Source organism: Vibrio sp. 10N.261.55.C5, assembly GCF_041470505.1.
Lineage (GTDB): Bacteria > Pseudomonadota > Gammaproteobacteria > Enterobacterales > Vibrionaceae > Vibrio > Vibrio crassostreae_C.
Map to the genome: position 1 here is coordinate 75923 of NZ_JBFRMS010000010.1, position 23434 is coordinate 99356.

At 43.4% G+C, this 23434-nt stretch carries 21 protein-coding genes; 11 read left to right on the forward strand and 10 right to left on the reverse strand.

The annotated features are described in order from the left end of the window. Window positions 1–72: 72 nt before the first annotated feature. Both gcvH and AB4263_RS03125 read right to left on the reverse strand, forming a co-directional pair. Window positions 73–453, reverse strand: coding sequence for a glycine cleavage system protein GcvH (gene gcvH / locus AB4263_RS03120; RefSeq protein WP_017072176.1), 381 nt, complete (start codon window positions 451–453; stop codon window positions 73–75). Window positions 454–504: 51 nt separating this feature from the next. Next, window positions 505–1797 (reverse strand): serine hydroxymethyltransferase, encoded by a 1293-nt coding sequence (locus tag AB4263_RS03125; RefSeq protein WP_017072175.1) that lies wholly within the window; start codon window positions 1795–1797, stop codon window positions 505–507. Between the two features lie 440 nt (window positions 1798–2237). Here AB4263_RS03125 and AB4263_RS03130 point away from each other — a divergent pair, with 440 nt between their 5' ends. The 3 genes from AB4263_RS03130 to AB4263_RS03140 all read left to right on the forward strand — a co-directional run bounded on the left by AB4263_RS03130 (window position 2238) and on the right by AB4263_RS03140 (window position 5783). Beyond that, complete coding sequence (locus AB4263_RS03130; RefSeq protein ID WP_086051012.1) at window positions 2238–2861, forward strand: helix-turn-helix domain-containing protein; 624 nt, start codon at window positions 2238–2240, stop codon at window positions 2859–2861. A gap of 447 nt (window positions 2862–3308) precedes the next feature. Next, window positions 3309–4442: a glycine cleavage system aminomethyltransferase GcvT gene (gene gcvT / locus AB4263_RS03135; protein WP_372097466.1), complete on the forward strand. Its 1134-nt coding sequence runs from the start codon at window positions 3309–3311 to the stop codon at window positions 4440–4442. Between the two features lie 279 nt (window positions 4443–4721). Next, on the forward strand, window positions 4722–5783 hold the full coding sequence (locus tag AB4263_RS03140; protein ID WP_136981868.1) for a trypsin-like serine protease: 1062 nt from the start codon (window positions 4722–4724) through the stop codon (window positions 5781–5783). 108 nt (window positions 5784–5891) lie between these two features. On the opposite strand, the gene AB4263_RS03145 is transcribed toward AB4263_RS03140, so the two are convergent. Next, on the reverse strand, window positions 5892–6218 hold the full coding sequence (locus AB4263_RS03145; RefSeq protein WP_029236416.1) for a hypothetical protein: 327 nt from the start codon (window positions 6216–6218) through the stop codon (window positions 5892–5894). A gap of 201 nt (window positions 6219–6419) precedes the next feature. On the opposite strand from AB4263_RS03145, the gene AB4263_RS03150 reads away from it, so the two are divergent. Continuing rightward, on the forward strand, window positions 6420–6737 hold the full coding sequence (locus AB4263_RS03150; protein ID WP_017059843.1) for a helix-turn-helix transcriptional regulator: 318 nt from the start codon (window positions 6420–6422) through the stop codon (window positions 6735–6737). A 93-nt stretch (window positions 6738–6830) separates the two neighbouring features. On the opposite strand, the gene arfB is transcribed toward AB4263_RS03150, so the two are convergent. Next, window positions 6831–7241 (reverse strand): alternative ribosome rescue aminoacyl-tRNA hydrolase ArfB, encoded by a 411-nt coding sequence (arfB, locus tag AB4263_RS03155; RefSeq protein WP_017059842.1) that lies wholly within the window; start codon window positions 7239–7241, stop codon window positions 6831–6833. Between the two features lie 87 nt (window positions 7242–7328). On the opposite strand from arfB, the gene AB4263_RS03160 reads away from it, so the two are divergent. Beyond that, window positions 7329–7934: a beta-phosphoglucomutase family hydrolase gene (locus tag AB4263_RS03160; protein WP_017069882.1), complete on the forward strand. Its 606-nt coding sequence runs from the start codon at window positions 7329–7331 to the stop codon at window positions 7932–7934. 63 nt (window positions 7935–7997) lie between these two features. On the opposite strand, the gene AB4263_RS03165 is transcribed toward AB4263_RS03160, so the two are convergent. The 4 genes from AB4263_RS03165 to AB4263_RS03180 all read right to left on the reverse strand — a co-directional run bounded on the left by AB4263_RS03165 (window position 7998) and on the right by AB4263_RS03180 (window position 14096). Continuing rightward, window positions 7998–9902: a diguanylate cyclase gene (locus AB4263_RS03165; protein WP_372097468.1), complete on the reverse strand. Its 1905-nt coding sequence runs from the start codon at window positions 9900–9902 to the stop codon at window positions 7998–8000. A gap of 237 nt (window positions 9903–10139) precedes the next feature. Further along, window positions 10140–11888, reverse strand: a complete 1749-nt coding sequence (locus AB4263_RS03170) for a formate--tetrahydrofolate ligase (protein ID WP_372097470.1) — start codon at window positions 11886–11888, stop codon at window positions 10140–10142. Window positions 11889–12182: 294 nt separating this feature from the next. Next, window positions 12183–13487: an inosine/guanosine kinase gene (locus AB4263_RS03175; protein ID WP_017069885.1), complete on the reverse strand. Its 1305-nt coding sequence runs from the start codon at window positions 13485–13487 to the stop codon at window positions 12183–12185. A 129-nt stretch (window positions 13488–13616) separates the two neighbouring features. Then, the gene (locus AB4263_RS03180; RefSeq protein WP_017064645.1) at window positions 13617–14096 is read right to left on the reverse strand and encodes a CreA family protein; all 480 of its coding nucleotides are present in this window, start codon (window positions 14094–14096) and stop codon (window positions 13617–13619) included. Window positions 14097–14344: 248 nt separating this feature from the next. On the opposite strand from AB4263_RS03180, the gene AB4263_RS03185 reads away from it, so the two are divergent. The 3 genes from AB4263_RS03185 to AB4263_RS03195 all read left to right on the forward strand — a co-directional run bounded on the left by AB4263_RS03185 (window position 14345) and on the right by AB4263_RS03195 (window position 17738). Continuing rightward, window positions 14345–14839 carry a hypothetical protein gene (locus AB4263_RS03185; protein WP_017064644.1) on the forward strand — a complete coding sequence of 165 codons (495 nt, stop codon included), beginning with the start codon at window positions 14345–14347 and terminating at the stop codon, window positions 14837–14839. A gap of 60 nt (window positions 14840–14899) precedes the next feature. Then, complete coding sequence (locus AB4263_RS03190; RefSeq protein WP_372097472.1) at window positions 14900–16708, forward strand: HD domain-containing phosphohydrolase; 1809 nt, start codon at window positions 14900–14902, stop codon at window positions 16706–16708. Between the two features lie 304 nt (window positions 16709–17012). Beyond that, window positions 17013–17738: an HAD-IA family hydrolase gene (locus tag AB4263_RS03195; RefSeq protein ID WP_372097474.1), complete on the forward strand. Its 726-nt coding sequence runs from the start codon at window positions 17013–17015 to the stop codon at window positions 17736–17738. A gap of 408 nt (window positions 17739–18146) precedes the next feature. On the opposite strand, the gene AB4263_RS03200 is transcribed toward AB4263_RS03195, so the two are convergent. Together AB4263_RS03200 and AB4263_RS03205 are read right to left on the reverse strand one after the other, a co-directional pair. After that, window positions 18147–19571, reverse strand: a complete 1425-nt coding sequence (locus AB4263_RS03200) for a methyl-accepting chemotaxis protein (RefSeq protein ID WP_017064641.1) — start codon at window positions 19569–19571, stop codon at window positions 18147–18149. A gap of 148 nt (window positions 19572–19719) precedes the next feature. Then, a complete protein-coding gene (locus tag AB4263_RS03205; RefSeq protein WP_102393231.1) occupies window positions 19720–20943 on the reverse strand; it encodes an aromatic amino acid transport family protein in 1224 nt (407 codons plus the stop codon). Window positions 20944–21389: 446 nt separating this feature from the next. Between AB4263_RS03205 and AB4263_RS03210 the strand changes: the two genes are divergently transcribed. From AB4263_RS03210 to AB4263_RS03220, 3 genes are all read left to right on the forward strand, one after another. After that, the gene (locus AB4263_RS03210) at window positions 21390–21518 is read left to right on the forward strand and encodes a hypothetical protein (protein WP_017059831.1); all 129 of its coding nucleotides are present in this window, start codon (window positions 21390–21392) and stop codon (window positions 21516–21518) included. Between the two features lie 205 nt (window positions 21519–21723). Beyond that, window positions 21724–22335: an ACP phosphodiesterase gene (locus AB4263_RS03215; protein WP_372097476.1), complete on the forward strand. Its 612-nt coding sequence runs from the start codon at window positions 21724–21726 to the stop codon at window positions 22333–22335. Window positions 22336–22392: 57 nt separating this feature from the next. Next, on the forward strand, window positions 22393–23434 hold a 1042-nt coding region (locus AB4263_RS03220), incomplete at its 3' end, for a DEAD/DEAH box helicase (RefSeq protein WP_372097478.1).

Below are 23434 nucleotides of genomic sequence, written 5' to 3' on the forward strand. Positions count from 1 at the left end.
CTCTGGAGCCGTGAGCTAGCCCCTAAAATTAAGCTGCTCAAAAGAGCAGCTTTATCGTAATGAGGTTACCTATTAGTCTTCTTCGATAGAGCTTAGGTATTCTTCCGCATCTTTAAGGTTGTCTAGTTCAGACGCATCAGACATCTTCACTTTAACAATCCAGCCACCTTCATAAGGTTCTTCGTTGATTAGCTCTGGGCTATCTTCTAATTCTTCGTTGATTTCTACGATTTCGCCAGAGATTGGTGCGTAGATATCAGAAGCAGCTTTCACTGACTCAACTAGAGAGAAGCTTTCGCCAGCTTCGATTTCGTCGTCAGTGTCAGGCAGGTCAACAAACACAACGTCACCTAGCATCTCTTGAGCGTGCTCAGAAATACCGATAGTTACAGTACCGTCACCGTTGTCTTTTACCCACTCGTGGCTGTCTGCAAACTTTAGTGTATTGTCCATTGCTTATTCTCCAAAAATTTATGAGGTTTTAATTTAAATCTTAAAAACGGTCTAACGGTAAAGAGGGAAGCGCTTGCAAAGCTCTTTAACTTGCTTGCGAACACGTTGCTCAACTTCAGCGTTGCCTTCAGGGCTTTCAACTAAGCCATCAAGTACATCGCCGATCCATTCACCGATAAGTTTGAATTCTTCAGTGCCAAAACCACGACTGGTTCCAGCTGGCGTACCTAAACGAATGCCAGAGGTAATCATAGGCTTCTCTGAATCGAATGGTATACCATTTTTGTTACATGTGATCCCTGCACGCTCTAATGCCTCTTCAGTTACGTTACCTTTCAAGCCCTTAGGACGAAGGTCAACCAGCATTAGGTGCGTGTCTGTTCCGCCAGTCACAATGTCACAACCGCGAGTTTGCAACACTTCAGCAAGAACTTTTGCGTTGTCGATCACTGAATCAATATAAGTATTAAATTCTGGGCCAAGTGCTTCGCCAAACGCCACTGCTTTAGCCGCGATAACGTGCATGAGTGGGCCGCCTTGTAGGCCAGGGAACACTGCAGAGTTGATCTTTTTGTTGATGTCTTCGTGGTTCGTCAGAATCATACCGCCGCGTGGGCCACGAAGTGTTTTGTGCGTTGTTGTTGTAACAACGTGTGCGTGTGGTAGTGGGCTAGGGTGAGCACCTGTCGCGATAAGACCCGCGATGTGTGCCATATCTACCATAAGGATAGCGCCAACTTCGTCAGCGATTTCGCGGAATTTAGCGAAGTCGATAACGCGTGGGATAGCACTACCACCTGCAATAATCATTTTAGGTTGGCATTCGATAGCGAGAGCGCGTACCGCTTCGTAATCGATTTCAAGAGTGTCGCGGTCTACGCCGTATTGAACTGCGTTGAACCATTTGCCTGAAAGCGCAGGGCGTGCACCGTGCGTAAGGTGACCACCAGCGTCAAGAGACATACCTAGGATAGTGTCGCCAGGTTGAAGTAGGGCAAGTTTAACTGCGCCGTTCGCTTGAGCACCTGAATGAGGTTGTACGTTCGCGTATTCACACTTGAATAGCTGTTTAGCACGTTCAATCGCAATAGCTTCTACTGTATCTACGTGCTCACAACCACCGTAGTAACGACGACCTGGGTAGCCTTCTGCGTATTTGTTGGTAAGGCAAGTGCCTTGAGCTTGCATTACTGCTTTAGAAACGATGTTCTCAGAAGCAATAAGTTCGATTTGTTCGTTTTGACGAGTGTTCTCTGCTTGGATTCCAGCAAATACTGCGTCGTCAGTCGCAGATAGGTTCGTAGAGAAAAAACTGTCTAAGCTATGGTTTTGATAAGCGTTCATTGTCGAGACCTTTCATTAAGCTAATGGTGATTGTTTTTATAGTCCATTAGGTCTTACGTTGATTTCTGCATCGGTATCGTTTGCGTTATATAGGTGTATAAATAGTGCGTTGCTTCTTATTTATACGACCATAGCGTCAAAGCGATCGTTGTAGGGTCAATGCAGCACGAATTGGTTCCCAAAAATTTCGGGTAAAAAACAGCTCTTACAAATGTTAAATCTATCACTTGCTGCAAGCTGAAGCAGCATCTCTTCATCTAACAAGTCGATAACATAGCTCCGATAAAATCAATTTTCAACAAAAATTTCCAATAGGAAACAGATTTTCTCGTTTTGCTACAGGGAGCACGCTTTATTTCCCTGTGTGCTCTTTAATCAACAAAGCGCTTCATGCAACAATGAAATCAATAGACAGGAAGTAAGAAATGAATGAGGGACCTATGTCAGAAGACATTTATGATGAGTACCCATCTTTAACGTTGGCGAAAGAGACGTTAGATCAGAATATCGAACCACTTAGGCTCGGCCAGCGTATTAAAGATATCCGCAGCAAGCTGGGCATTACGTTAGAAGAGGCGAGCCAACGTACTGGTTTGGCGCGCTCTACGCTGAGTAAAATCGAGAACGAACAAATCTCACCGACGTTCCAAGCGATGCAGAAATTGGCTATGGGTTTGCAAATTGATATGCCGCAACTCTTTGAACCACCAAGAAAAAAGGTTGCCACAGGACGTCGTGACTTAACTAAAGCAGGTCAGGGCAAACCTCACCCAACTCCGACTTACGAGCATGAACTGCTCGCGACAGAACTTTCGAATAAGAAGATGATGCCGTTCAAGAGCCGAGTGAGAGCACGCACCTTTGAAGAGTATAACGATTGGGTTCGCCACGATGGTGAAGAGTTCCTAATGATTATCTCCGGCGATGTGATGTTCTACTCAGAATTCTACGAACCGGTGCCTATGAGTGAAGGTGACAGCATGTATTACGATGCCAATATGGGTCACATGCTTATCTCGACTAGCGCAGAAGACGCGCTCATTTTGTGGGTGACAGCAAAATAAATTAACAAAGGTCGAATTTCTTATAGTGGATGCAAACGTTTGCTTTTGTTTCTAACGTTTGCTAAATGACGCGATATTGATGTGAAAATCATCAATATCGCGTTTTTGTATGCATCGAATAATTGTTTTTAAATTGTTAAATGTCACATTTTGAGCCGTTTTAATCTTGTTAAGGGTGTAAAACTGACTCAGCCTTGTTTATTATAGTGAACACGGTTTACTCATGTTGATTGAAGTTTACTGAAGTGAATTCTTAGAAAGTGAGTTGTAGAGTTTTTGTACTGCTGTCTGTTTTTATAACGCTAGTAATAAAAGCCTATATAGAAGACATCACTTTTTACTATCTACTGTTTCTAACGTTAACCCATATCGTTAGAGGCGACTCTAAATAGAGATATAAGCGGCAGATTCGATTTGGAAAGCCTGCAACGCTTCATGGAGAATAAAATGACTCAAGAACACGCTAATCAAGACCTACTAAAAACACCTCTGCATGCACTTCACGTTGAAGTCGGCGCAAAAATGGTTCCTTTTGCTGGCTACGACATGCCAGTTCAGTATCCACTAGGTGTAAAGAAAGAGCACTTACACACTCGTGACGCTGCTGGTCTTTTTGATGTTTCTCACATGGGGCAACTGCGTCTACACGGTGAAAATGCAGCCGCTGTTTTAGAATCTCTGGTTCCAGTAGATATTATCGACCTGCCTTCTGGTAAGCAGCGCTACGCCTTCTTTACTAATGAACAGGGCGGCATCATGGATGATCTTATGGTTGCTAACCTTGGCGATCACCTACTTGTTGTTGTGAATGCGGCGTGTAAAACACAAGATATCGACCACCTAACGGCTCACCTTCCTGCAGACGTAAAAATGGAAGTGATTGATGACCGCGCTCTATTAGCACTTCAAGGTCCGAAAGCGTCTGAAGTTCTGGCTCGTTTCCAACCAAGCGTTGCAGACATGCTGTTCATGGATGTTCAAAAAGTCGATATCGACGGCGTAGAGTGCATCGTAAGCCGCAGTGGTTATACCGGTGAAGATGGCTACGAAATCTCAGTACCGAACGATCACGCTGAAGCACTTGCTCGTAAACTAACATCAGAAGAAGAAGTAGAGTGGATTGGCCTTGGTGCTCGTGACTCACTTCGTCTTGAGTGTGGTCTATGTCTGTACGGTCACGATCTAGATACAACAACAACGCCGGTAGAAGCTAGCCTTTTATGGGGTATCCAAAAAGTGCGTCGTACTGACGGTGAACGTGCAGGCGGTTTCCCTGGCGCTGATATCATCCTTGAGCAAATCGCGACTAAAGACGTTCAACGCAAGCGTGTTGGTCTTGTTGGTCAGACTAAAGCACCAGTACGTGAAGGCGCTGAGCTGTTCGATGCTGAAGACAACAAGATTGGCGTTGTAACAAGTGGTACTGCGGGTCCTAACGCGGGCAAGCCTGTTTCTATGGCTTACGTTCGTACTGACCTAGCGGTTATTGGCACTGAAGTATTCGCTGAAGTTCGTGGCAAGAAGCTACCAATGACAGTAGAAAAAATGCCATTCGTACCTCAGCGTTACTATCGTGGCTAATCTCTTTTAAGAGAAACCACTAAGCTAAATGAAAGCCTATTGTTTGCTTCTCTTTATTGGGAAGCCTAACGGTAGGCTTTTTTGATTTTGGTAGCGTATGTCTTTGGTAACGTATTGCTTTTAACGTTACCCACTAACAACGGTTACTTAAAATTCGTTTATAAAATGAGATATGTGGCGATATCGTTACAAATACTTACTATAATCACGATTGTGACGTGTTATGGTGACAATTCATCATTTTTGTAAATAAGTAGTAGGGGTTACAAGGAGTTAACTATGAACGTAAACCATACAATGAGTCCGGTTCGTAAAGCCGTTTTAGGGCTTTTAGCGCCATTAATTTACACATCAAGTGTTATGGCAACGGAAAACACGGACGAAAGTACTCCTGATTTGGGTGTAACACCCTATATTGTGAATGGTAGCGACGCTTCAGTCACGGAATTTCCTTCGATGGCAAGCTTGTTCATTGATCGTATTGATTATGACGGTGTTTACTCAACAGGCCCTTACTGTGGTGCGACAATTTTAGATAACTATCATGTACTGACTGCTGCACACTGTATTTATGGTGATGAGAATGCTCAACTTTTCACGGTAGTTGTTCCTCAATTGGAAGATACTTCTCTATTCCCTAACGGTAGCATCCAGAAAGTACGAGTATCTGAGGTGTATTATCGAACGGATTATTCAAACAGTATCAATCAACTATTAAGAAATGATATTGCGATTTTAAAGTTAGAAGCTTCTCTTAACCTTCAATCCTCAGCTGAAACTGTGATCCCTCAATTTGATACATACCTTAATGCTGCGAATGATTTCGTTGCAGTTGGCCATGGTGACATCGAGACTGATGTTGATGGTACGACATTGCTACAACAAGTTGACCTGACATATGTTGATACTCTTAATTGTAAAGCTGTTTTCGGTCCGTTAGTCACTGATAAACAAATTTGTTTCAACGGTAACGGACCGAATAATGGCTTATACGGGGGTACATGCCAAGGCGATTCTGGTGGTCCGGTGTTTTGGAAAAATGGCTCTACATATGAACAGGTCGGTATAACGAGTTTTGGGCCGACTACTTGCGGTGATGACATCGGCGTAACATCTGTATTTACAGAGGTATATGATTATAAAGATTGGATTACGGATGTAACTAAAGGGGTAAATGATAGCACGGAAACTGTCCAGTTTACCGCGACAGAGGCAAAACGAGTTGCTGTTGCTGGGACAAGTGCGTCAACTGGCTCTGGTAGCAGTGGCGGAGGTATTTCATTTGGTTTGCTAGGGATGCTGATGTTGATTGCTGGTGTTAGAAAAGCAGTTAAACGTTAGATCTTCAATGTTTTGAACAAGTCGACGCTTTATTTAAAGATAGCGTCGACTTTTTATTTTTTACTTTTGCAGGTGTGCAGGTGTGCAGTTGGTTAGTTGCTTGTAGAACTAGTTACTCAGCTCGATAACCGCTTTACGGCTGTATCTTTCTAGAATCTCATCCATCTCTTTTATCGCAGCATTGATGCTTTTAATCCCACCTTGAGCCACACCTTTTTCATTTTCGTTCAATGCAGAAAAAGCTTGCTTTAATTCCTTACCTTCCAACATGTTCCCGTGCAGCAACACCTCTTTGTACGTGAGTAGCTTATGTTGTATTGCAATAATTTCTGGGCGGGGATTGTCTGATTCTAATGCGTGACTAATGCAAGGAAATGCCAATGTATAGCGATTCGCAATTTCCAATTTGACGTCTTTCTTATTCGCAATATGCAATTTTTAATTATTTCCCAACACTTGAATACTCAAGTTACCTAGCCTGTACGTTCACAACTGATATCAGTGTGAAGGTTTATGAAACGTAACGGTTTTATCAAGCGAATAATATGCCTTTGATGGCTTATGTAAACCATCACAAGTCAATATGGTCTGCTTCTTGCTGAATTTAGGACATAACTGTCTTTTGAGGATGAGCTTATGTCACAAGAACCCATAATATTGGCGCTGATTGAGCGTAGGAAACAAGCCAACTTGTCTCAAGAAAAGTTAGCCTCGAGTGCAGGAATGAGCTTAAAAACCTATCAAAGGATTGAACGCGGAGAGGCGGACATCAAGATGTCTCAGTATCGTTCAATCACTAGAACCTTAAAAGTGACGGATTTGGATGTGGTGCTTGATATTGTTGGCGCATCACAAGTAACAGCGGAAGATGTAGCTGCGGTCAGTCGTCTGCTGACCAGCGAAGAGCGCCTGTTGTTGATCAAGCTGATTTTGTCGGTCAAAAAGAAGCAGTAGTCTTTCTTTCAAATAAACAGCGTAATAGATCGATTCGTTAGTCAAATTGACAGATACTTCTAGGGTAATGTGTTCTCTGAGGGCATGAAGCCATCAGCTCACTCTTCCACGCAGCTGTTTGGTGGTGCTTCTTTGTTTTTTGCTTTCTAAACGTCTTTTCTGAGAGCCACGCGTCGGCTTAGTTGCTCGTCTTACTTTTTGAACCTTTGTCGCTTCCAAGATCAATTCTTTCAAGCGCACTAAAGCATCATCTCGGTTTTGTTCCTGAGTTCTATACTGTTGCGCTTTAATGATAATCACACCGTCTTTGGTGATGCGGCTATCTTTGTGTGCGAGGAGCTTTTCTTTATAGAAGTCAGGTAGGGTAGAGTGCTTGATATCAAAACGTAAATGTATCGCGCTCGATACTTTATTGACGTTCTGACCGCCGGCTCCTTGTGCTCTGATCGCTGTTAACTGGAGTTCCCAGTCTTGAATCGAAACAGAGTTAGATATTTGTAACATAAACATCCATTTTGAACGGTAATATGGCGCCATGATACTGAATATTGGTTATGGTATCAGTAACTTTATTTAAGAGTGGTAGTAGTGATGAAAATAGATTTAACGGCATATGAAGGATTAATCTTTGATATGGACGGTACGTTGATCGATACAATGCCTGCACATGTAAAGGCGTGGGAGCGAACGGCTGAAGAGTTTGGCTTTCATTTTGAAGCGTCTTGGCTGCATAGCTTAGGTGGCATGCCGAGTTATAAGATAGCCGGTGAGGTGAACAGCAAATACGGTTTATCGCTCGACCCACAAGCGGTTTCTACGTTTAAAATGGCGTCGTTTGCGGCTATCGAAGACAAAGGAGACGTTATCCCTTGTACTCACTCTCTGTTGTTAGAGCATCTGGGTAACAAGAAGATTGCAGTCGGAACGGGCAGTCAACGTAAAAGTGCCGAACAGTTACTGGATAAGACAGAGATCTTGAGTAAGCTCGATATTCTCGTGACAGCAACAGACGTTAAGAATCACAAACCAAATCCGGATACTTTCTTAGATGCGTGTTTTGGTATGGGTTTGCAGCCAAAGCAGTGTGTTGTGTTTGAAGATACGAACCTAGGTAAGCAGGCTGCTCATGCTGCGAACATGGATTGTATTCTAGTGGTAGAGGGGAACAAACTAGAGTTCTATCCTGCACCAAGCTGATTGCAAGGATTGGGTTGTTAAACCGCCAAACTAATAGCCTAGCGGAACAATACTGATTTTCTGTTAGGCGATTTCGCTCATTTCGCTGTCTAGGAACAGGCACACACTGTTTCGACCTGCTGCTTTGGCTTCATAAAGTGCTAAATCGGCGCACTTGTAGTTAAGAGCAGGGTCGTTGGTCAGGTTGGTAATTCCACCACTGACCGTCACCACGTTATCGAGCTCAATACTGACTGCGATTCTCAATCTGTTAAGTACATACTCAGCTTCTTCTGTTGTGGTATGAGGCAGAATAACGCCAAACTCTTCGCCACCAATACGAGCCACAAAATCAGTTTCTCGGCACTCTCGTTGTAATACTTGAGCAACGGTTTGAATGACGCGATCTCCATAATCGTGACCAAATCTGTCGTTGATGCGTTTGAAGTGGTCTATGTCCAAAATCGCTAAACAAGACTGTTCGCGAGTAGGGTAACGATTAACACGAGAGCACTCATCTCGCAGCTCAAGATCGAATTTACGGCGGTTCCAACACCCAGCTAAGGCATCTTTTTCACTCAGGTTTCTCAGTTTGTTTTCTAGCTCTTTGTGTTTACTTATATCCACAAATGAAGCGACATAAAACTGAATCACGTCTTTCGAGTCTTTAATGGTTTGGATTCGCAATATTTCCGTGATCAAAGACCCGTCTTTACGACGATTAACCACTTCGCCTTCCCACATGCCTTTCTCTTTGATGATGCTCCACATCTTGATGTAGAACTCTTCGTTGTAGCGACCAGAGGCAAACATGGACGGTTGGCGGCCTTTTACGTCTTCTAACTCGTAGCCACTCACACGGGTGAACTCTTGGTTTACTTTGATGATTCGGTTGTTTCTGTCGGTAATCACCAAGGCAGACATGCCATTCATTGCGGCCTTAGCAAGTTGGCTCTCGATACTGTTCTTCTTGTGGTTGCTGTTCCACAATACGAAGCCAGCGGAGATCATCGAAATCAAGAAAGACAAGGTGATGATCTGAACGACGATCGCTTGTTTTTCTTCTCGGTATTGACTGCTGAACTGCTGATTTTCAATGTGAAGAACCATGTAAATAGGGCCTTCAAACTGTTTGATTTTAGGGCTGATGTCGGAATGAAAATACCAGTTCTCACCATCGAAATAGCTCGAAGATGTCTTGTCTTGAATCGCAGTCCAAAGCTCAGGGTATAACTTTGCGTAAGTCTGCTCTGAACGTGATTCAATTACATGTCCGAAAGATTCCGTAGGATCCGGCCCCATGATTATGTGTCCGGTTTTGTTGAGAATAATAGGAACAGCAGAAGATGCACCAATTTGATAGTGAAGGCGCTTATAAATCTCAAGCATGTTCAGGTTTGCGATGAAGTAACCAATAATGCGGTTGTTTTCAGCGACTGGCGTCATAATGCGTAGCGCTGGAATCAAAGGGCGAACGATCTCTCCGTTTTCGACTTCAAGATCAATACCGCGAGAGCTAATCTCACCAATCTTTAATTGCTGTAGTACCTCATAGTAATCACGCGAAGACTTGTTCTGCAGTTCACTATCTGGAACCACGATTGCTTGATTGGCTTTATAATTAACGCGAAACACTTCGTTGCCAGCTAGATCGAGGTAACGAAGCTGGGAATAGTATTTTTGGCCACGAGCTAACATCACCCAAAGATCTTGCAGGGTTTCTTTATGGATAATAGAAGGTTCTCGAATCGCTCGGAGTAGTGTTTGAGAGTCGGCGATTGAAGGAACAGAGTTAGAGATTTGCTCAACAATAACAGCGAGTTCATGAAAGCTGTATTCGATTTGATTTTGGCTAGACTGCTTAATATTTAGAGTGTGCTGAGCATCAATTCTGTCAAGTTCAGAATTGATGTAGAGGGCAGGGACTAGTCCTAGGGCAAAGATGGTACATAGAAATTGGCTGACTAGTTTTTTTATACTTGTATTCATCACTGTCCTCAAAGAATCAGCGCAATACTATATATTTTATAGGGTTTTTAATGTGATCTTGACCGAGAAGTTAAGACAAGATTCGCATATAACTACGATTTAAGTGCAACTTTTTGCAGTTAAGCTTGATTGTTGAGCAATCACTTCGTTAGTAAATGATTGCTCAATATAGAACACAGCTCCGAAACCTAAGCTAAATTAATCGCGATTAATTGCCGATTATCTAACTAAGGGCAGCTAGCTTAGGCCGACGATATTTCCATTACTATCAATATCTAACGACATGAACGCCGGTTTGTCAGGCAAGCCTGGCATGGTCATTACATTGCCGCACAACGCGTAAATAAAGCCAGCACCAGCACACAATTTTAGTTCTCTAACAGGCACGTCAAATTGGGTTGGTGCACCTTTTACGTGTGCTTCTGTCGAGATTGATAGTGGTGTTTTTGCCAAACAAACCGATAGGTCGCTATAGCCATGAAGTTTGAATTCAGCCAGCTGTTTTTTAGCCAGTGGAGATAGCGAAATACTTGCCGCGCCATAGCCAACTTCAGCAACTGCCATCAGCTTTTCTTCTAGGCTTTGCTCTGAGTGATACAAAGGCTTAAATTCACTCTGTTTTTGGCAAGCTTTTACTACAGCGTGAGCCAGTTGAGTTGCCCCTTCGCCACCTTGACCAAATGCTTCGCTTACTTCAACGCTAACGCTTGGATCGAAGTCGGTGATCATCTGCTTCAAAGCATCGAGCTCTTGCGCTGAGTCTTGTGGGAATCGGTTAATCGCAACAACTGTAGGCACTTGGTATTGCTTAACGTTGTTGATGTGCCATTTTAGGTTCTCAAAGCCTGCAATTAGCGCGTCTTGGTCATCATTAAAAATTGAATCTGGTAATGGAGTGCCCGGTCTCAAATCGTATAAACCAGAGTTGGCCTTTAATCCACGTAATGTTGCAACAACCACAGCGCAATCGGGCTTCTTGTTCGACGCTTTCGCTTTTATGTTGCACGCTTTCTCAAAGCCCATGTCTGAGCCGAAACCACCTTCAGTTACCACAAAGTCACTCAGCTTTAACGCTATTTTATCGGCAATAATTGAAGAGTTACCATGTGCGATGTTCGCGAAAGGCCCGGCGTGAATTAGGGTAGGAACGCCTTCAAGGGTTTGCATCAATGTTGGTTCAATAGAATCCTTCATGGTTACGGTCATTGCGCCTGCAACGTTGAAGTCATCTGCGGTCAACGGCAAGCCTTGTTTGTTGTAGGCAAGTACCACTCGTCCGATGCGCTTTCTCAAATCTTGAAGGTCATTGGCTAGAGCAAGAATGGCCATTAGCTCTGAAGCAGCTGAGATATCAAATCCATCTTCTCGCTCAAAGCCGTTAATTGTTTTGTCTGCTTCGTTCTTGCCAACCGTGATCATGCGTAGTGCGCGATCATTGTGGTCAAGTACACGTCGCCAAACGATTCTGCCTGGGTCAATATCCAAGGCTTTTAAGCCAGAACGCGCTTCAAACGCCTCTAAGCCTTCCCGTTGTTCATGATACAAACGTGCATCAATGGCGGCAGAGGCGAGGTTGTGAGCGGCCGTAACAGCATGAATATCGCCCGTCAGGTGCAGGTTTAATTGTTCCATAGGGGCAACTTGAGAGTAACCACCACCCGCAGCGCCACCTTTTACACCAAATACCGGACCCATTGAAGGCTGGCGAATGCAGGCCATTGCAGATTGGTTAATCTCTGCGAGGCCTTGTGCTAATCCGATAGTAGTGATGGTTTTGCCTTCACCAAGATGTGTCGGTGTGATCGCCGTGACTACGACTAATTTACCATCTTGTTGGTTGGCGAGGCGTTCAAGTGACGTGAGAGACACTTTAGATTTGAATTGCCCTAATGGCTGATGTTCGTTGTGGTGCAGGCCAGCTTGCTTGGCAACCTCACTGATGTTTTTAAGGGGAGTAGAGCGACAAATATCAATATCAGACAGCATATTTGATCCTTATATCAGAACCGAAAGGCGGTACGTAAACGTTTGCGTGGCGATAGTACTGTATAAATTTGCCAAGTAAAGGCAAACCACACGAATTATGTGCTGGAAGATAACAGATCTAAAGAGTCATTGCGCGAGATCAAATCTTAAACGAGCAAAATATTCGTTCTGATTACCTTCAGTTGCAATTATATTGGCGTTGAATACAAAAAGGGCTGCATATAGCAGCCCTTCAAGGAATGGGTAATCTCACTTGGCGTTAACCTTTAAGAGGTAACTGCCTAATATGGTCGATTAACGATCCCAGTATGTTTCTTCTAAGCTATCTTCGCGTTCAGGTAATGCACGAGAAAGGCGAGGAGAGTGCTGAGTCAACACTTCGTAGCTTACACGGTTTGCGTACTTACAAATTTGAGACAGTGAAGAGTAAGTTAGACAAGTGTGCTCGTGTTTCTCTGAGTTTGGTACATTCACGTGGTGGTAGCTATTTGCTGCCATGTCGTGAAGTAGTGCTGAAAGTGCACCATCGCCAGCGCCATTGGTATTCTTAATCTCAAGTGGGCCACCTAGGTAAGGGCCAATGTGAGAGTACACTTTTACTGGGTCTTTACAGTCTTGCTTACGCATCGCACGGCTGAATTCGTATTTATTGAACTCAGGGATGTTACCCGGTAACAATGGCAGTGTGGTTTCGCGTTTCGCTGGTTCGTCAGTGTAACCTGCCATGTATAGACCAATAGGGCCTGCAGTACATAGAACTAGGTCAACCCACTCAAGTGCCTTGTTAGCAGCCAATAGAGGATCTTTTTCACCCGTTAGCGCTTCACCTTCATCTTCGTTCATCGCGACGATGGTTACGTTTTCTTTCAGGTATTCTTGCCACCATTCAGCGTTGCCTTCGATCACATACTTAGTACCAAGTGTTAGTACAACAGGCACATTGTGCGCTTTCGCGTATTCAATCGCTTTTTGTACCGCTTTTGGCATCGGATCTTCAGGTTTGCCACGCATTAGGTATGACGACACAACCAATGCAGACGCTTTCTCGAACACTTTTTCAGGAATGCTTTCTGGAAGAAGTTGGTTCATGTGGCCTTCATTGATTGCAAACGTACGTTCGCCATCTTCAGAAATAAGCGTGTAGCAACGACCAATTGGACCATCAACAGTTTGAAGGTGGTTTAGATTCATACGAGAAGAAGTGCGGCAAAGGTAACGATAACCAAATGAGCCAACTTCAATCTTCTTAGACATTACGCCAAGCAGGACAGATTTGCTGTCCGCAAGAACGGAATAGTTGTGCAGTGTGTTGCCGATAGTATCGCCAGGATATTGATGCGTGATCAAACCGCGCTCAACTAACTCTTCATACAGCGCATCTGCTTTACTTTCTTCCAATACCAGTGAGTGACCTTTACTCAGCTCGTATTTTTCTAGGAACTCGTTGTCAACACGGGCTTCGATATCAACAATCGTTTGGCCAACACCCACAATCGTTGCGCGGTGAAGCTTAGGCGTTTGTTGAATTTGGTTGACCAACGGATCACGTGCGTGAGTTGGAAAGTAGTGCTTAGATTTACGCTGTCCAGGAAACTTCATATGAAAAATACAGTGAAAAAATTTTGCCGCATGATATCACATTTTGTTTCTGTTTCTTTCATTTTTATTACATTTTGAATCACCTGCACAATGTCTGTACAGGTGATTCAACTAACTATATGTTTGAAACTACTCGGTTGGCTGTACTAACGTCGCTGGATCAACGTAAGCCTCTGTACCCCATAGTGGAACAGTTGAAAGGCTGTGTTTGAAGCTACCTTCTGTTTCTTTGGTGGTGTAAGACAAGTAGAGCAGCGACTGATTCTCTGCATCGTAGATACGACGAACCTTCATTGTTTTAAAGAAGATACTTTTCGATTGCTTGAATACCACTTCGCCAGACTTACTCTTGTCTATTTGAGCAATCATTTCTGGTGTAATTTCACCTGTTTGACGACAAGATATAGAGCTATCACTTGGATCAGAAAGGCTAAGGTTTGCTTCGATTGATGCGATATGACAGGTAACACCCGCGATCTTATCGTCATCTAATGAAGACATCTTGATATCCTTCATTGTGAAGAAACCCAGTGAGACGTCGCCAACCTCGTTGTCCGAACAGCCAGCTAACATTGTCACGATACCTGCTGCTATTAAGGCTTTTTTCATAAGAAGTCCTTTTTATTTATATAGTTCTGTTTACTATAAGGATATTGAAAGCTTGGATACGAGTGTAGAGCTTTTCGTTAAGTTCTTAAAGGATGTTGTTGGATAATGAAAAATATGAAGCATTTAAAGTACTTGTTGGCCTTGGTCATGCTCTGTATGCTCTCTGCTTGTAGCTCGGCACCTCAGCCGACCGTATGTCTTCCAAATAACTGCGATATTTGGGGATACTAACCGTAGGTACTAAAAGAATGAATAACGAAATACCTGAAATTGCACACAAGAAAAACCAATGGCTATTTAGTCAGCTCGATATTGCTTACCCCGCAAAAGAGAGCCTCCTCGGCCGTGAACTTTATCAAAGCAAACTTCCATCCAAGACATACCAACTCCTAGCACAAGATCAAACTCCTTCCCAAATTGATGAACTGCATAAAGTCGATTTCCATAAATTGACCGTGCTATTTTCACTCAACCAAGCAAGCGTTTACCAAGATGAAATCGAAAGGGCACACATGCTTGAGTTCTTGAGCCAAATTATGCTTTCTGACGATCATGTATTATATATTGGTACTCAAAACGGTGAAGTTGTGGCGAGCGCTATCGTCACAGAAGCGGATGGTTCCCTATTGATCTCGGATGTCGTTGCTGAAAATGGTCAAAGTATCAACAACTTTGCTAAGCAGTTACACGATTTTTGGGCACAAGATCATGCTTCTTGCGATAAAGTATGGATCGAGAACTAAAGATTCTTTGACAAAGCGTTAATCTAAGTACAATACCCCGTCTTATTTAAAGGGTATTGTATGTACAAGCTATTGATATCAATCGCTGTATTATGTGTTAGCGCTTATTCTTCACTCTGTTTTGCTAACGACTGGGATATTAAACGCATCCTAGTTTTACACTCATACGAACCTTCTTATCAATGGACTGCTGACTTCCAAAAAGGGATAGACAGTGCGTTCAGCCAGTCTCAAACCGAAGTTAAACTCTCAATAGAGTATTTGGATTCAAAGCGTGTCCACAGCCCAGAGTATTACGACTCTCTCGCGAACTACTTACGTGCGAAGTATGCAGGTTATAAATTTGATGGCGTAATTGCGACGGACGATAACGCAGCCAATTTTCTTGAATCTCTGCCTAATTTGATTGATCGCTCCACACCTGTCGTTGCAGCCGGCATCAATGATTTCAGCACCGACATGTACGCGGTGTCTGACAGAGCAACTGTGCTTTACGAGAACGATCAGATAGACGTTAATATTAAGCTGATCTCCAAATTAAGACCTAATCTAAAGAATCTCTATTTTGTAAATGATTACAGTGTCACGTCTGAATTGATTCATAAAGAAATGAACAAAATGATGGCTGAATTTTCAAATATCAATCTCGTAGAAATTCGCGACTTGTCGCTGGAGCATACGAGCCAATTTTTGGAAGGGATCTCTGCGGACGATGCGGTATTGCTCAGTCATTACAACACCGAGTTAAAGCAAGGGGTTTATCACACTTACCAAGAGATTGCGGATACGTTGTCAAAAGCGAGTGCCGCTCCGGTGTTTGCTTTGTGGCAGTTCTATATTTCGGGTGATGTACTCGGTGGTTACGTTAATCACTCACAAAGCATGGGTGAAGAGGCTGTCGATGCATTAGATAAATACCTTCCTCTGGGTTTTACGACACCGTTAACTCCCGGAGACACTAAGCGTTTTGTATTTAATTACCCTGCAATGAAGCGATACGGGATTAGTGCAAACGCGTTACCTGACGAAGCGGTATTCATTAACGAGCCTTCATCCTTTATTCGTAAAAACTTCCAGTTGTTATTAGGGCTATCGATGGTGATTGCGGGTTTGAGCCTGATCATCTTGATGCAATTTGTCACTCTGCGCCAAAAGAAAGAGTTGGCCAATAAGAACAAACGAATCTTAAAGCTTCAGAAACAGACCTTGAATATCCAAAAGGATATGATTCATGTTCTCGGTGAAGCGATTGAAACCCGCTCTGGCGAAACAGGTAATCACGTTAAGCGTGTAGCCAAGTTGTCTGCATTGCTTGCTAAGTATCGTGGCTTGAGCCATCGCGAGGTCGAGATGATTGAGATCATCAGCCCAATGCACGATGTGGGTAAGATTTCAGTCCCTGAATCAATCTTGGATAAACCTGGGAAATTAACCGACCAAGAGTGGGAGGTGATGAAGCTTCATACTACGGCTGGCTATAACTTACTAAAGAGCGGAGCGGGTGATATTACCAACCTCGCGGCAATCATTGCTAACGAACATCACGAGCGTTGGGATGGTGCTGGATACCCGAATGGAAAAGTGGGTGATGAAATACACCTGTTTGCTCGTATCACTGCCGTAGCCGATGTGTTTGATGCGCTGCTTAGTGCACGTTGCTACAAAGAACCGTGGCCGTTAGAGATGGTGGTCGATTTGTTCGAGCGAGAGTGTGGCTACCAGTTTGATCCTCAGCTGACTAAATTGCTACTGAAACACTTACCCGAGTTTGTCGCTATCCGAGATTCGTATCCCGATACTGGAACTATAGAATATGCGTCTTCACCTTCGTTTGAAGCTAAGGTCTTAGAAGAGTCGGTTGTTAGCTAACCGTTGCTTTATCTGAGTGGCCTATACGTCTTGGCTTCTTTATCTATTCACCACGATCCGGCTAGGAAGTAGTGATTTATATTTCCCCTGAAATTGAGTCACTTATGTAAACCTCGCAGTCTTTGATTTCGTAGAATCTGGGGTCATTTGATGAAAACTGTTGCTTATGTCGAGCGATAAAGTGATCAACTCCATATTTCGCGAAGAGAAATAAGCCTGTATCTGCAAACTGTTACCTCAATCATCTCGCGCATTGAAAGAACACTATAGGATAAAACTTGGATTCAATCTGAGTGAGATACCTATGCGGTTAGAACAGACTAAATGTGTGATTTTCGATTGTGACGGAACACTTGTCGATAGTGAAAAGCTGTGCTGCCAGGCTTTGGTGAACGTTTTCACTGGCTTTGGGGCGGAGCTAAACGTCAACGACTGCTATGCGCACTTTCAAGGCGGGAAGCTAGCCGACATCTTAATGGATACACAAGAACGTCATGGGCTATCTATCTCGATTGATACACTTGAACCGTTATATCGCACTGAATTAGAAGCACTGTTCCAGCGTCATTTAAAGCCGATGGATGGAGCTATCGAACTTATTGAATTTCTCAAACAACAAGATATCGAGTTTTGTATCGCTTCCAATGCACCAAAATCTAGAGTTGAATCTTCATTGGCGATGACAGGCATGCTAGACGACTTCAAAGGCAAAGTGTTCTCAGCTTTTGATGCTAACAGCTGGAAGCCAGAGCCTGATCTAATCATGTACACGGCCATGAACATGGGCTTTCTGCCAAATGAGTGCATCTACGTGGATGATACGTTGAAAGGGATTGAGGCTGGTGTTCGCGCGGGTATCCAATCGTTTCGATTACGCCCGAGTATTGATGAAGCAATCGTAGATCCCGAAGCCGACTCAGCAGAACTCGCGACTCAGGATATCTACAGTTTAGAAGAAATTTCAGTTTGGATTAATGGCAAGCACTGCTCAAATGGTGGTATATCGAATTCTGCAGCTTTGGTGGGGTAGAGCTTAGTTGAAGGCTGACTACCTTACTAAATTGTTTGGTGTGGAAACCGCAAGATGCACAAGTAAACTTTTCTCCACTTTCTGAAAGCAGATACTCGTCGTGTTGGCATAAAGGGCATGTAATGTCGTCGGTGTTTGGTGTTTCTGTTTTATTCATTATGTGTCACCTGCAGCAAGGGGGTAAGCGAAAAAAGACCCGTTCAATTAGATTACTCCTAAGCTCGAATATTAGACAGTTCTGACACTTCTTAATCTCTCCTTTGCGACTTGCTTCATGGTAATTGATAATGTCATCGTTATTGACCATGGTTCTTGTAATGTTATTAAACAAAAGCCAAAAAGAAAGGACCCATTACGAGTCCTCATTAGTTTGTTTTCAATTCACGCCGCTAGTTCACCAGTTGATCCTTAAGTTCGGTAGCGTGCCAATGTCTGAGATAGAGAAACCGACGCTTCTGTTAGCCTAGATACGCCATTTGAAGAATTCTGAGCCACGTCTTTAATCACATCGGATTGGCTTCGAATATCGTTAAGCTCTGCTGCAATCGTATTGGCAACGTTACTTTGCTCATCGGCTGATGTTGCGATTTGGATACTCATGTCCATTAGTGCTTGAGCTGAATCTGCAATCGAGTTTACGTCGTGACCAATGTTTGAAATCAACTGGCTACTGGTTTGCGCTTGGTCAACCGTCTGTTCGGTGATCTTCGCGATATTTTGGCTCTCTTGCTGTAAGCGTTCAATCATCGCTTGGATTTCTACAGTAGCCGACTGAGTGCGGCTTGCCAGTGTTCTTACTTCATCAGCAACAACAGCGAAACCTCGGCCTTGCTCGCCCGCACGAGCGGCTTCAATCGCGGCATTTAAAGCAAGTAAGTTAGTTTGCTCTGAAATAGCATTGATCGTCGTGATGACCTCGTTAATTTGGCTCGTATTCACATTCAAGCTAGTAACAGAAGATGAGGTTTGCTCAATCAAAGAAGAAAGGGTGGTGATTTCCGAGATTGCCTGTTGAACCTTCGCGTGGCTATCGTTGATTTGCTGCGCGTCTTGTTCTGTTTGTTCAGTTGAGCGTGCAGAGATGTTAGAGACTTCATTTGCCGAAGCTGTCATCTGATCCATTGCTGTCGCTACAGAGTCTAGAGAGGCATTTTGGCTCATGATTTGTGTTTCGCTGCGCTTCATCTCAGTTTCGAAAGAAGCCGATGTTTCGCTTAGCGTTGCTGCACTGTGGTTTACGTTGTTGACTAACTCACTAAGCGTGTCCATTGAACGGTCAAGCGCACAACCAATCGTGCCGAACTCATCACGGCCAGGGTGGAAGCCAAGGCGTGATGTTAAGTCACCATCACCAATCTTTTGAGTCGTTGAATAAAGAACCCAAAGTGCGCCGCCTAGGAAAGTCGCTACCCAGTAACAGAAAAGACCAAAAGGCACACACCACAAGAAGCTCAGTAATAAAGTGTACAGTGCTTGCTGCTTTTGATTCTGTATATCGTTAGTTGAAACGGTAAGTGAGTAGTAGTTGCCATCTTGTGCGAGTGCTGTGGCAGTCACAGAACCATTATTTGAAATAGTGGTTTGTTGAGCGCGAGTTTGCTGGCTAACAGAGCGAACAGATGCCGGGGAATCTGATGCTGATAAAATGCCTTGCAGTTGATACTCGACCTGCTGTTTTGCAGTTACGTCAATGTGTTCCATTTTGTTGACGTAGTTCAGTCCAGCTAGGCTTGCCAGAGCGGCAAAAAAGATTAAGAAAATGACCCAAAACTTGTCGTTGATCGACATCTTAATAAACAGTTTGTCTATCGTTCGAAATTGTACTTCTTTCATAAAAACTCCACGGTAAATCCTTTACCGTGGACTCTAAATAACCGACCTCAATAAAAATGTGACTTCAATCAACTAATTGTGAAAATCAATGATAGTGATATGTCATTTATGAGATCTGAATCAAGTAAATTAGTTCTGTATAGGTTTATTAGCCTAAAGAAGGCAGTAACCCTACTGAAATAAGAACTTGAATCGCAATGATAAATACGCCAACGCTACCTGCTAAAAACAACGCTTTGCTACCGCCTAACACTTGGTAACTGGCTTCTGAAGATTGTGGTTTGACAGAGAAATCAGTGTAACGAACCTTGTAGACCATCACTGTTGGTAACAGAATCGCGAGCACTGAAAGTGCAATGGCTGCGTAGCCTAAAGCCATGATGAAGCCTTGTGGGTAAAATAAGGCAAACCCCAGTGGCGGTAAGAAGGTGATAGCAGCTGTCTTAACACGTTTTGCGTTACCTAGTTTCTTGTTCAGTGAGTCGCCCATGAATTCAAATAAGCCCAAGCTCACACCAATAAAAGATGTCAGCAGTGCAAGGTCTGCAAACACACCGACGATCACGCTTAGGTTGGATTGATGAACCGTTTGCGATAGCGAGACTAATAGCGCGCCCAAGCTTGTGTCAGACAACAACTGCTCTTGGCTAATCACGCCCAAAGTAACACTTTGCCAGAAAACGTAGATAACCAGAGGCAGTGCCGAGCCAATAATCATTACCTTACGTAAAGAACGAACGTCACCATCTAGGTATCGAACAATTGATGGGATGCTGCCGTGGAAACCAAAAGAGGTAAACACAACCGGAATAGCCGCAACAATCAGGCCTTGCTGTAAAGGCATGCTCATTAAGTATTGAGAGGTAATGTTTGGCGCTAGGAAGCTGAGTACCAAAACCATCGCGATAAGCTTTAAGCCAAACAAAACGCGGTTAACTTTATCAACACTGTGTGTACCAATCGTAACAACGCCGGCAACTAATAGGGTAAATAGAAGCGTGGTGATTTGAGCATTAAGTTCGATACCCGCGATATCCGAAATTCGTTGGTTAAATTGCGCACCGCCGCCAGCTATGTATGCCGCACACAGAGCGTAGAAAAGAAACATCACCGCGAAGCTCGCAATCCACTTTCCTTTTGTCCCCAAAATGGTATGAGCTAACGTGTGTAGGGTAGCGTCAGATTCTGCGAATTGGTGAAGCTCTACCATTAATAGCGCAGTAAAAGCCATTAACGCCCATAAACCCAGCATCAAGAAAAGTGAAGTTGAAAAGCCAATACCTGCAGAAGCAAGTGGAAGAGCGAGCATGCCAGCACCAATGGTTGTGCCTGCAATGATCAAAGTACTACCAAAAACCTTTGATTTATTCATTGTATATAATTCTTTACGTTAGGGTGTGTTTTCATTGTAATTCTTCTAGCTTAAGCGCATAAACCCAAAGAATATCTCGATTTTGAAGTATTCTGATTGAGTTTAATTCCAAATGCAATTCTTATTGTAATTAAAAGCATCCACTGTAAATTAATATTTACACAAAGGGGCGTGTCAGCATTCAAATGAGCAAAGCAAACGTTTGACCATGATCGGTTTCAAAATTTATAGAGTAATTTGTTGTACTTGGTGTAAGGTGGCAGTACATATGTCGTTCGCGTATACCCCTTTAGCGCAAAAAAGCGTTAATGATCGCGAGTAGCTTTAAGCTATGAATATGGAATGGGTAGAGTAGAGTGCGTTCATCAAAGTGACATAATATAAGTCCAAGATGGTGCACTAGTTAATCGGACATCATGTCCACATCAAGGAATAGAGGGGGCACAATGAGTGACCAATCTTATAATGACGAAAGTCTAGAGTTGTTAGATGCTATGGAAATTGGCATTGATTTGTCTGACTATGAGCAGACAGTGAAACAGTTAGCAGAAGAGCTTTTCAAGTCTTCGAACTAAGCTTTTAAGATCTTTAATTCAGTTTCAACTGAAACGTTTTAAAGCTAAAAGTTTTCTTAGCTAAAGCTTCTCAAAGCAAACAATTCTAAACTGAGCAAATCGTATTCGCTCACACGTCATACCAAAACTATCCTCATTAAAGTTCGCGAAGATAAACGAGTACGTTTACCATGTTACTTAGTTCTCGATACTTTAATGAGGTTCAATGAACTTTCTCGCACACCTTCACATCGCCAAGCACTGTAACAGCAACTTAGCAGGTAACCTGTTAGGTGATTTTATTAAAGGCGACCCTAATAAACACTATTCTGATTCCCTTTCTGACGGTATTAGGCTTCATCGATTTGTTGATAGCTATACTGATCGTCATGATGTATCTCGTTCTGCAAAATCACTTTTCTCAGACCAAACACGACGCTTTGCGCCTATCGCACTCGATGTATTTTGGGATCACTGCTTAGCCAATCATTGGGATCAGTTTTCACAGCAGACATTAGAGCGTTTTTGTTTAGATAGCCATGAGCAGATCTTTGAACATCAAGAGCCACACTGGCCTGAAAATTTCGTTATGGTTCATCAGAAAATGGCTGAGCATAGATGGTTAGAGAGCTATCAAGACATGTCATCTATAGAGGTGGTGTTGCAGCGAATGGCGTTGAGAAGGCCTAAGCTCGGTATGCTCGAGGCATGTTACGATGACCTCGAACGTCACTATGATACGTTGCAGTGTCACTTTAATGAGCTTTATCCCAACGTTTTAGAGGAAGCTAAGCAGTTTAATGCGCTTCAAATGAAGAAAAATCAAAAGGAAAGGTAAACAGCGTAATGCAGGTTTGCTACAATCCGCGCCTATTTAATCTTTGAGCATCATACTATGTCTGAATCTACAAAATCTTTTAACCAACTAGGATTATCTGAGTATCTTCTTGCCACGTTGTCTGAGCTTAATTTTACGGCTCCTACCAGTGTTCAAGAACAAGCAATTCCATTGGTATTAGAAGGCAAAGATGTACTGGCTGGTGCTCAAACGGGTACAGGTAAAACGGCTGCGTTTGGTTTACCGATTATTCAAAGATTAATCGAGACAAAAGACAACGTTATTCCGAACCCTAAGCTCGTTCGTGCGCTTGTATTAGTGCCAACTCGTGAATTGGCACAACAGGTTTTCGATAACTTAACTAGCTACGCAAAGGACACCGACATTAAAGTCGTGGTGGCTTACGGCGGCGTTAGCATGAAGGTGCAAACTGATAACTTACGCGGTGGCGCAGATATTCTTGTCGCGACGCCTGGTCGTCTTATTGATCACATGTTCACTAGAAACATCATGTTGAGCCAAACGGAAGTACTGGTACTGGATGAAGCTGACCGTATGTTAGATATGGGCTTCATGCCTGACATCAAGCGTATTCTTTCTCGCATGAACGAAGTGCGTCAAACTCTGTTCTTCTCTGCAACGTTTGATAACAAAATCAAAGCGATTGCACACCGTATGATGCAGAAGCCAAGTGAAATCCAAGTTACGCCAAAAAACAGCACCGCTGAAACCGTAACACAGATGGTTTACCCGGTAGATAAGTCGCGTAAAAGTGAGCTATTAGCGTATTTGATTGGTTCAAAAAACTGGCAACAAGTGTTGGTGTTCACAAAGACTAAGCAGGGCACTGATGCTCTCGTTAAAGAGCTTAAGTTAGACGGCATTAAAGCGGCATCAATCAATGGCGATAAGAGCCAAGGTGCGCGTCAAAAAGCCCTAGACGATTTCAAGTCAGGCAGAGTTCGTGCGTTGATCGCAACCGACGTGGCAGCTCGTGGTATTGATATTCAGCAGCTAGAACAAGTTGTGAACTATGACATGCCATTTAAAGCAGAAGATTATGTTCACCGCATCGGACGTACTGGCCGTGCGGGTAACA

What these genes read in the sequence shown, in the direction of transcription:
- gcvH (WP_017072176.1), bottom strand. Translation starts at nt 453, where the DNA reads ATGGACAATACACTAAAGTTTGCAGACAGCCACGAGTGGGTAAAAGAC.
- AB4263_RS03125 (WP_017072175.1), bottom strand. Translation starts at nt 1,797, where the DNA reads ATGAACGCTTATCAAAACCATAGCTTAGACAGTTTTTTCTCTACGAAC.
- AB4263_RS03130 (WP_086051012.1), top strand. Translation starts at nt 2,238, where the DNA reads ATGTCAGAAGACATTTATGATGAGTACCCATCTTTAACGTTGGCGAAA.
- gcvT (WP_372097466.1), top strand. Translation starts at nt 3,309, where the DNA reads ATGACTCAAGAACACGCTAATCAAGACCTACTAAAAACACCTCTGCAT.
- AB4263_RS03140 (WP_136981868.1), top strand. Translation starts at nt 4,722, where the DNA reads ATGAACGTAAACCATACAATGAGTCCGGTTCGTAAAGCCGTTTTAGGG.
- AB4263_RS03150 (WP_017059843.1), top strand. Translation starts at nt 6,420, where the DNA reads ATGTCACAAGAACCCATAATATTGGCGCTGATTGAGCGTAGGAAACAA.
- arfB (WP_017059842.1), bottom strand. Translation starts at nt 7,241, where the DNA reads ATGTTACAAATATCTAACTCTGTTTCGATTCAAGACTGGGAACTCCAG.
- AB4263_RS03160 (WP_017069882.1), top strand. Translation starts at nt 7,329, where the DNA reads ATGAAAATAGATTTAACGGCATATGAAGGATTAATCTTTGATATGGAC.
- AB4263_RS03165 (WP_372097468.1), bottom strand. Translation starts at nt 9,902, where the DNA reads ATGAATACAAGTATAAAAAAACTAGTCAGCCAATTTCTATGTACCATC.
- AB4263_RS03170 (WP_372097470.1), bottom strand. Translation starts at nt 11,888, where the DNA reads ATGCTGTCTGATATTGATATTTGTCGCTCTACTCCCCTTAAAAACATC.
- AB4263_RS03175 (WP_017069885.1), bottom strand. Translation starts at nt 13,487, where the DNA reads ATGAAGTTTCCTGGACAGCGTAAATCTAAGCACTACTTTCCAACTCAC.
- AB4263_RS03180 (WP_017064645.1), bottom strand. Translation starts at nt 14,096, where the DNA reads ATGAAAAAAGCCTTAATAGCAGCAGGTATCGTGACAATGTTAGCTGGC.
- AB4263_RS03185 (WP_017064644.1), top strand. Translation starts at nt 14,345, where the DNA reads ATGAATAACGAAATACCTGAAATTGCACACAAGAAAAACCAATGGCTA.
- AB4263_RS03190 (WP_372097472.1), top strand. Translation starts at nt 14,900, where the DNA reads ATGTACAAGCTATTGATATCAATCGCTGTATTATGTGTTAGCGCTTAT.
- AB4263_RS03195 (WP_372097474.1), top strand. Translation starts at nt 17,013, where the DNA reads ATGCGGTTAGAACAGACTAAATGTGTGATTTTCGATTGTGACGGAACA.
- AB4263_RS03200 (WP_017064641.1), bottom strand. Translation starts at nt 19,571, where the DNA reads ATGAAAGAAGTACAATTTCGAACGATAGACAAACTGTTTATTAAGATG.
- AB4263_RS03205 (WP_102393231.1), bottom strand. Translation starts at nt 20,943, where the DNA reads ATGAATAAATCAAAGGTTTTTGGTAGTACTTTGATCATTGCAGGCACA.
- AB4263_RS03210 (WP_017059831.1), top strand. Translation starts at nt 21,390, where the DNA reads ATGAGTGACCAATCTTATAATGACGAAAGTCTAGAGTTGTTAGATGCT.
- AB4263_RS03215 (WP_372097476.1), top strand. Translation starts at nt 21,724, where the DNA reads ATGAACTTTCTCGCACACCTTCACATCGCCAAGCACTGTAACAGCAAC.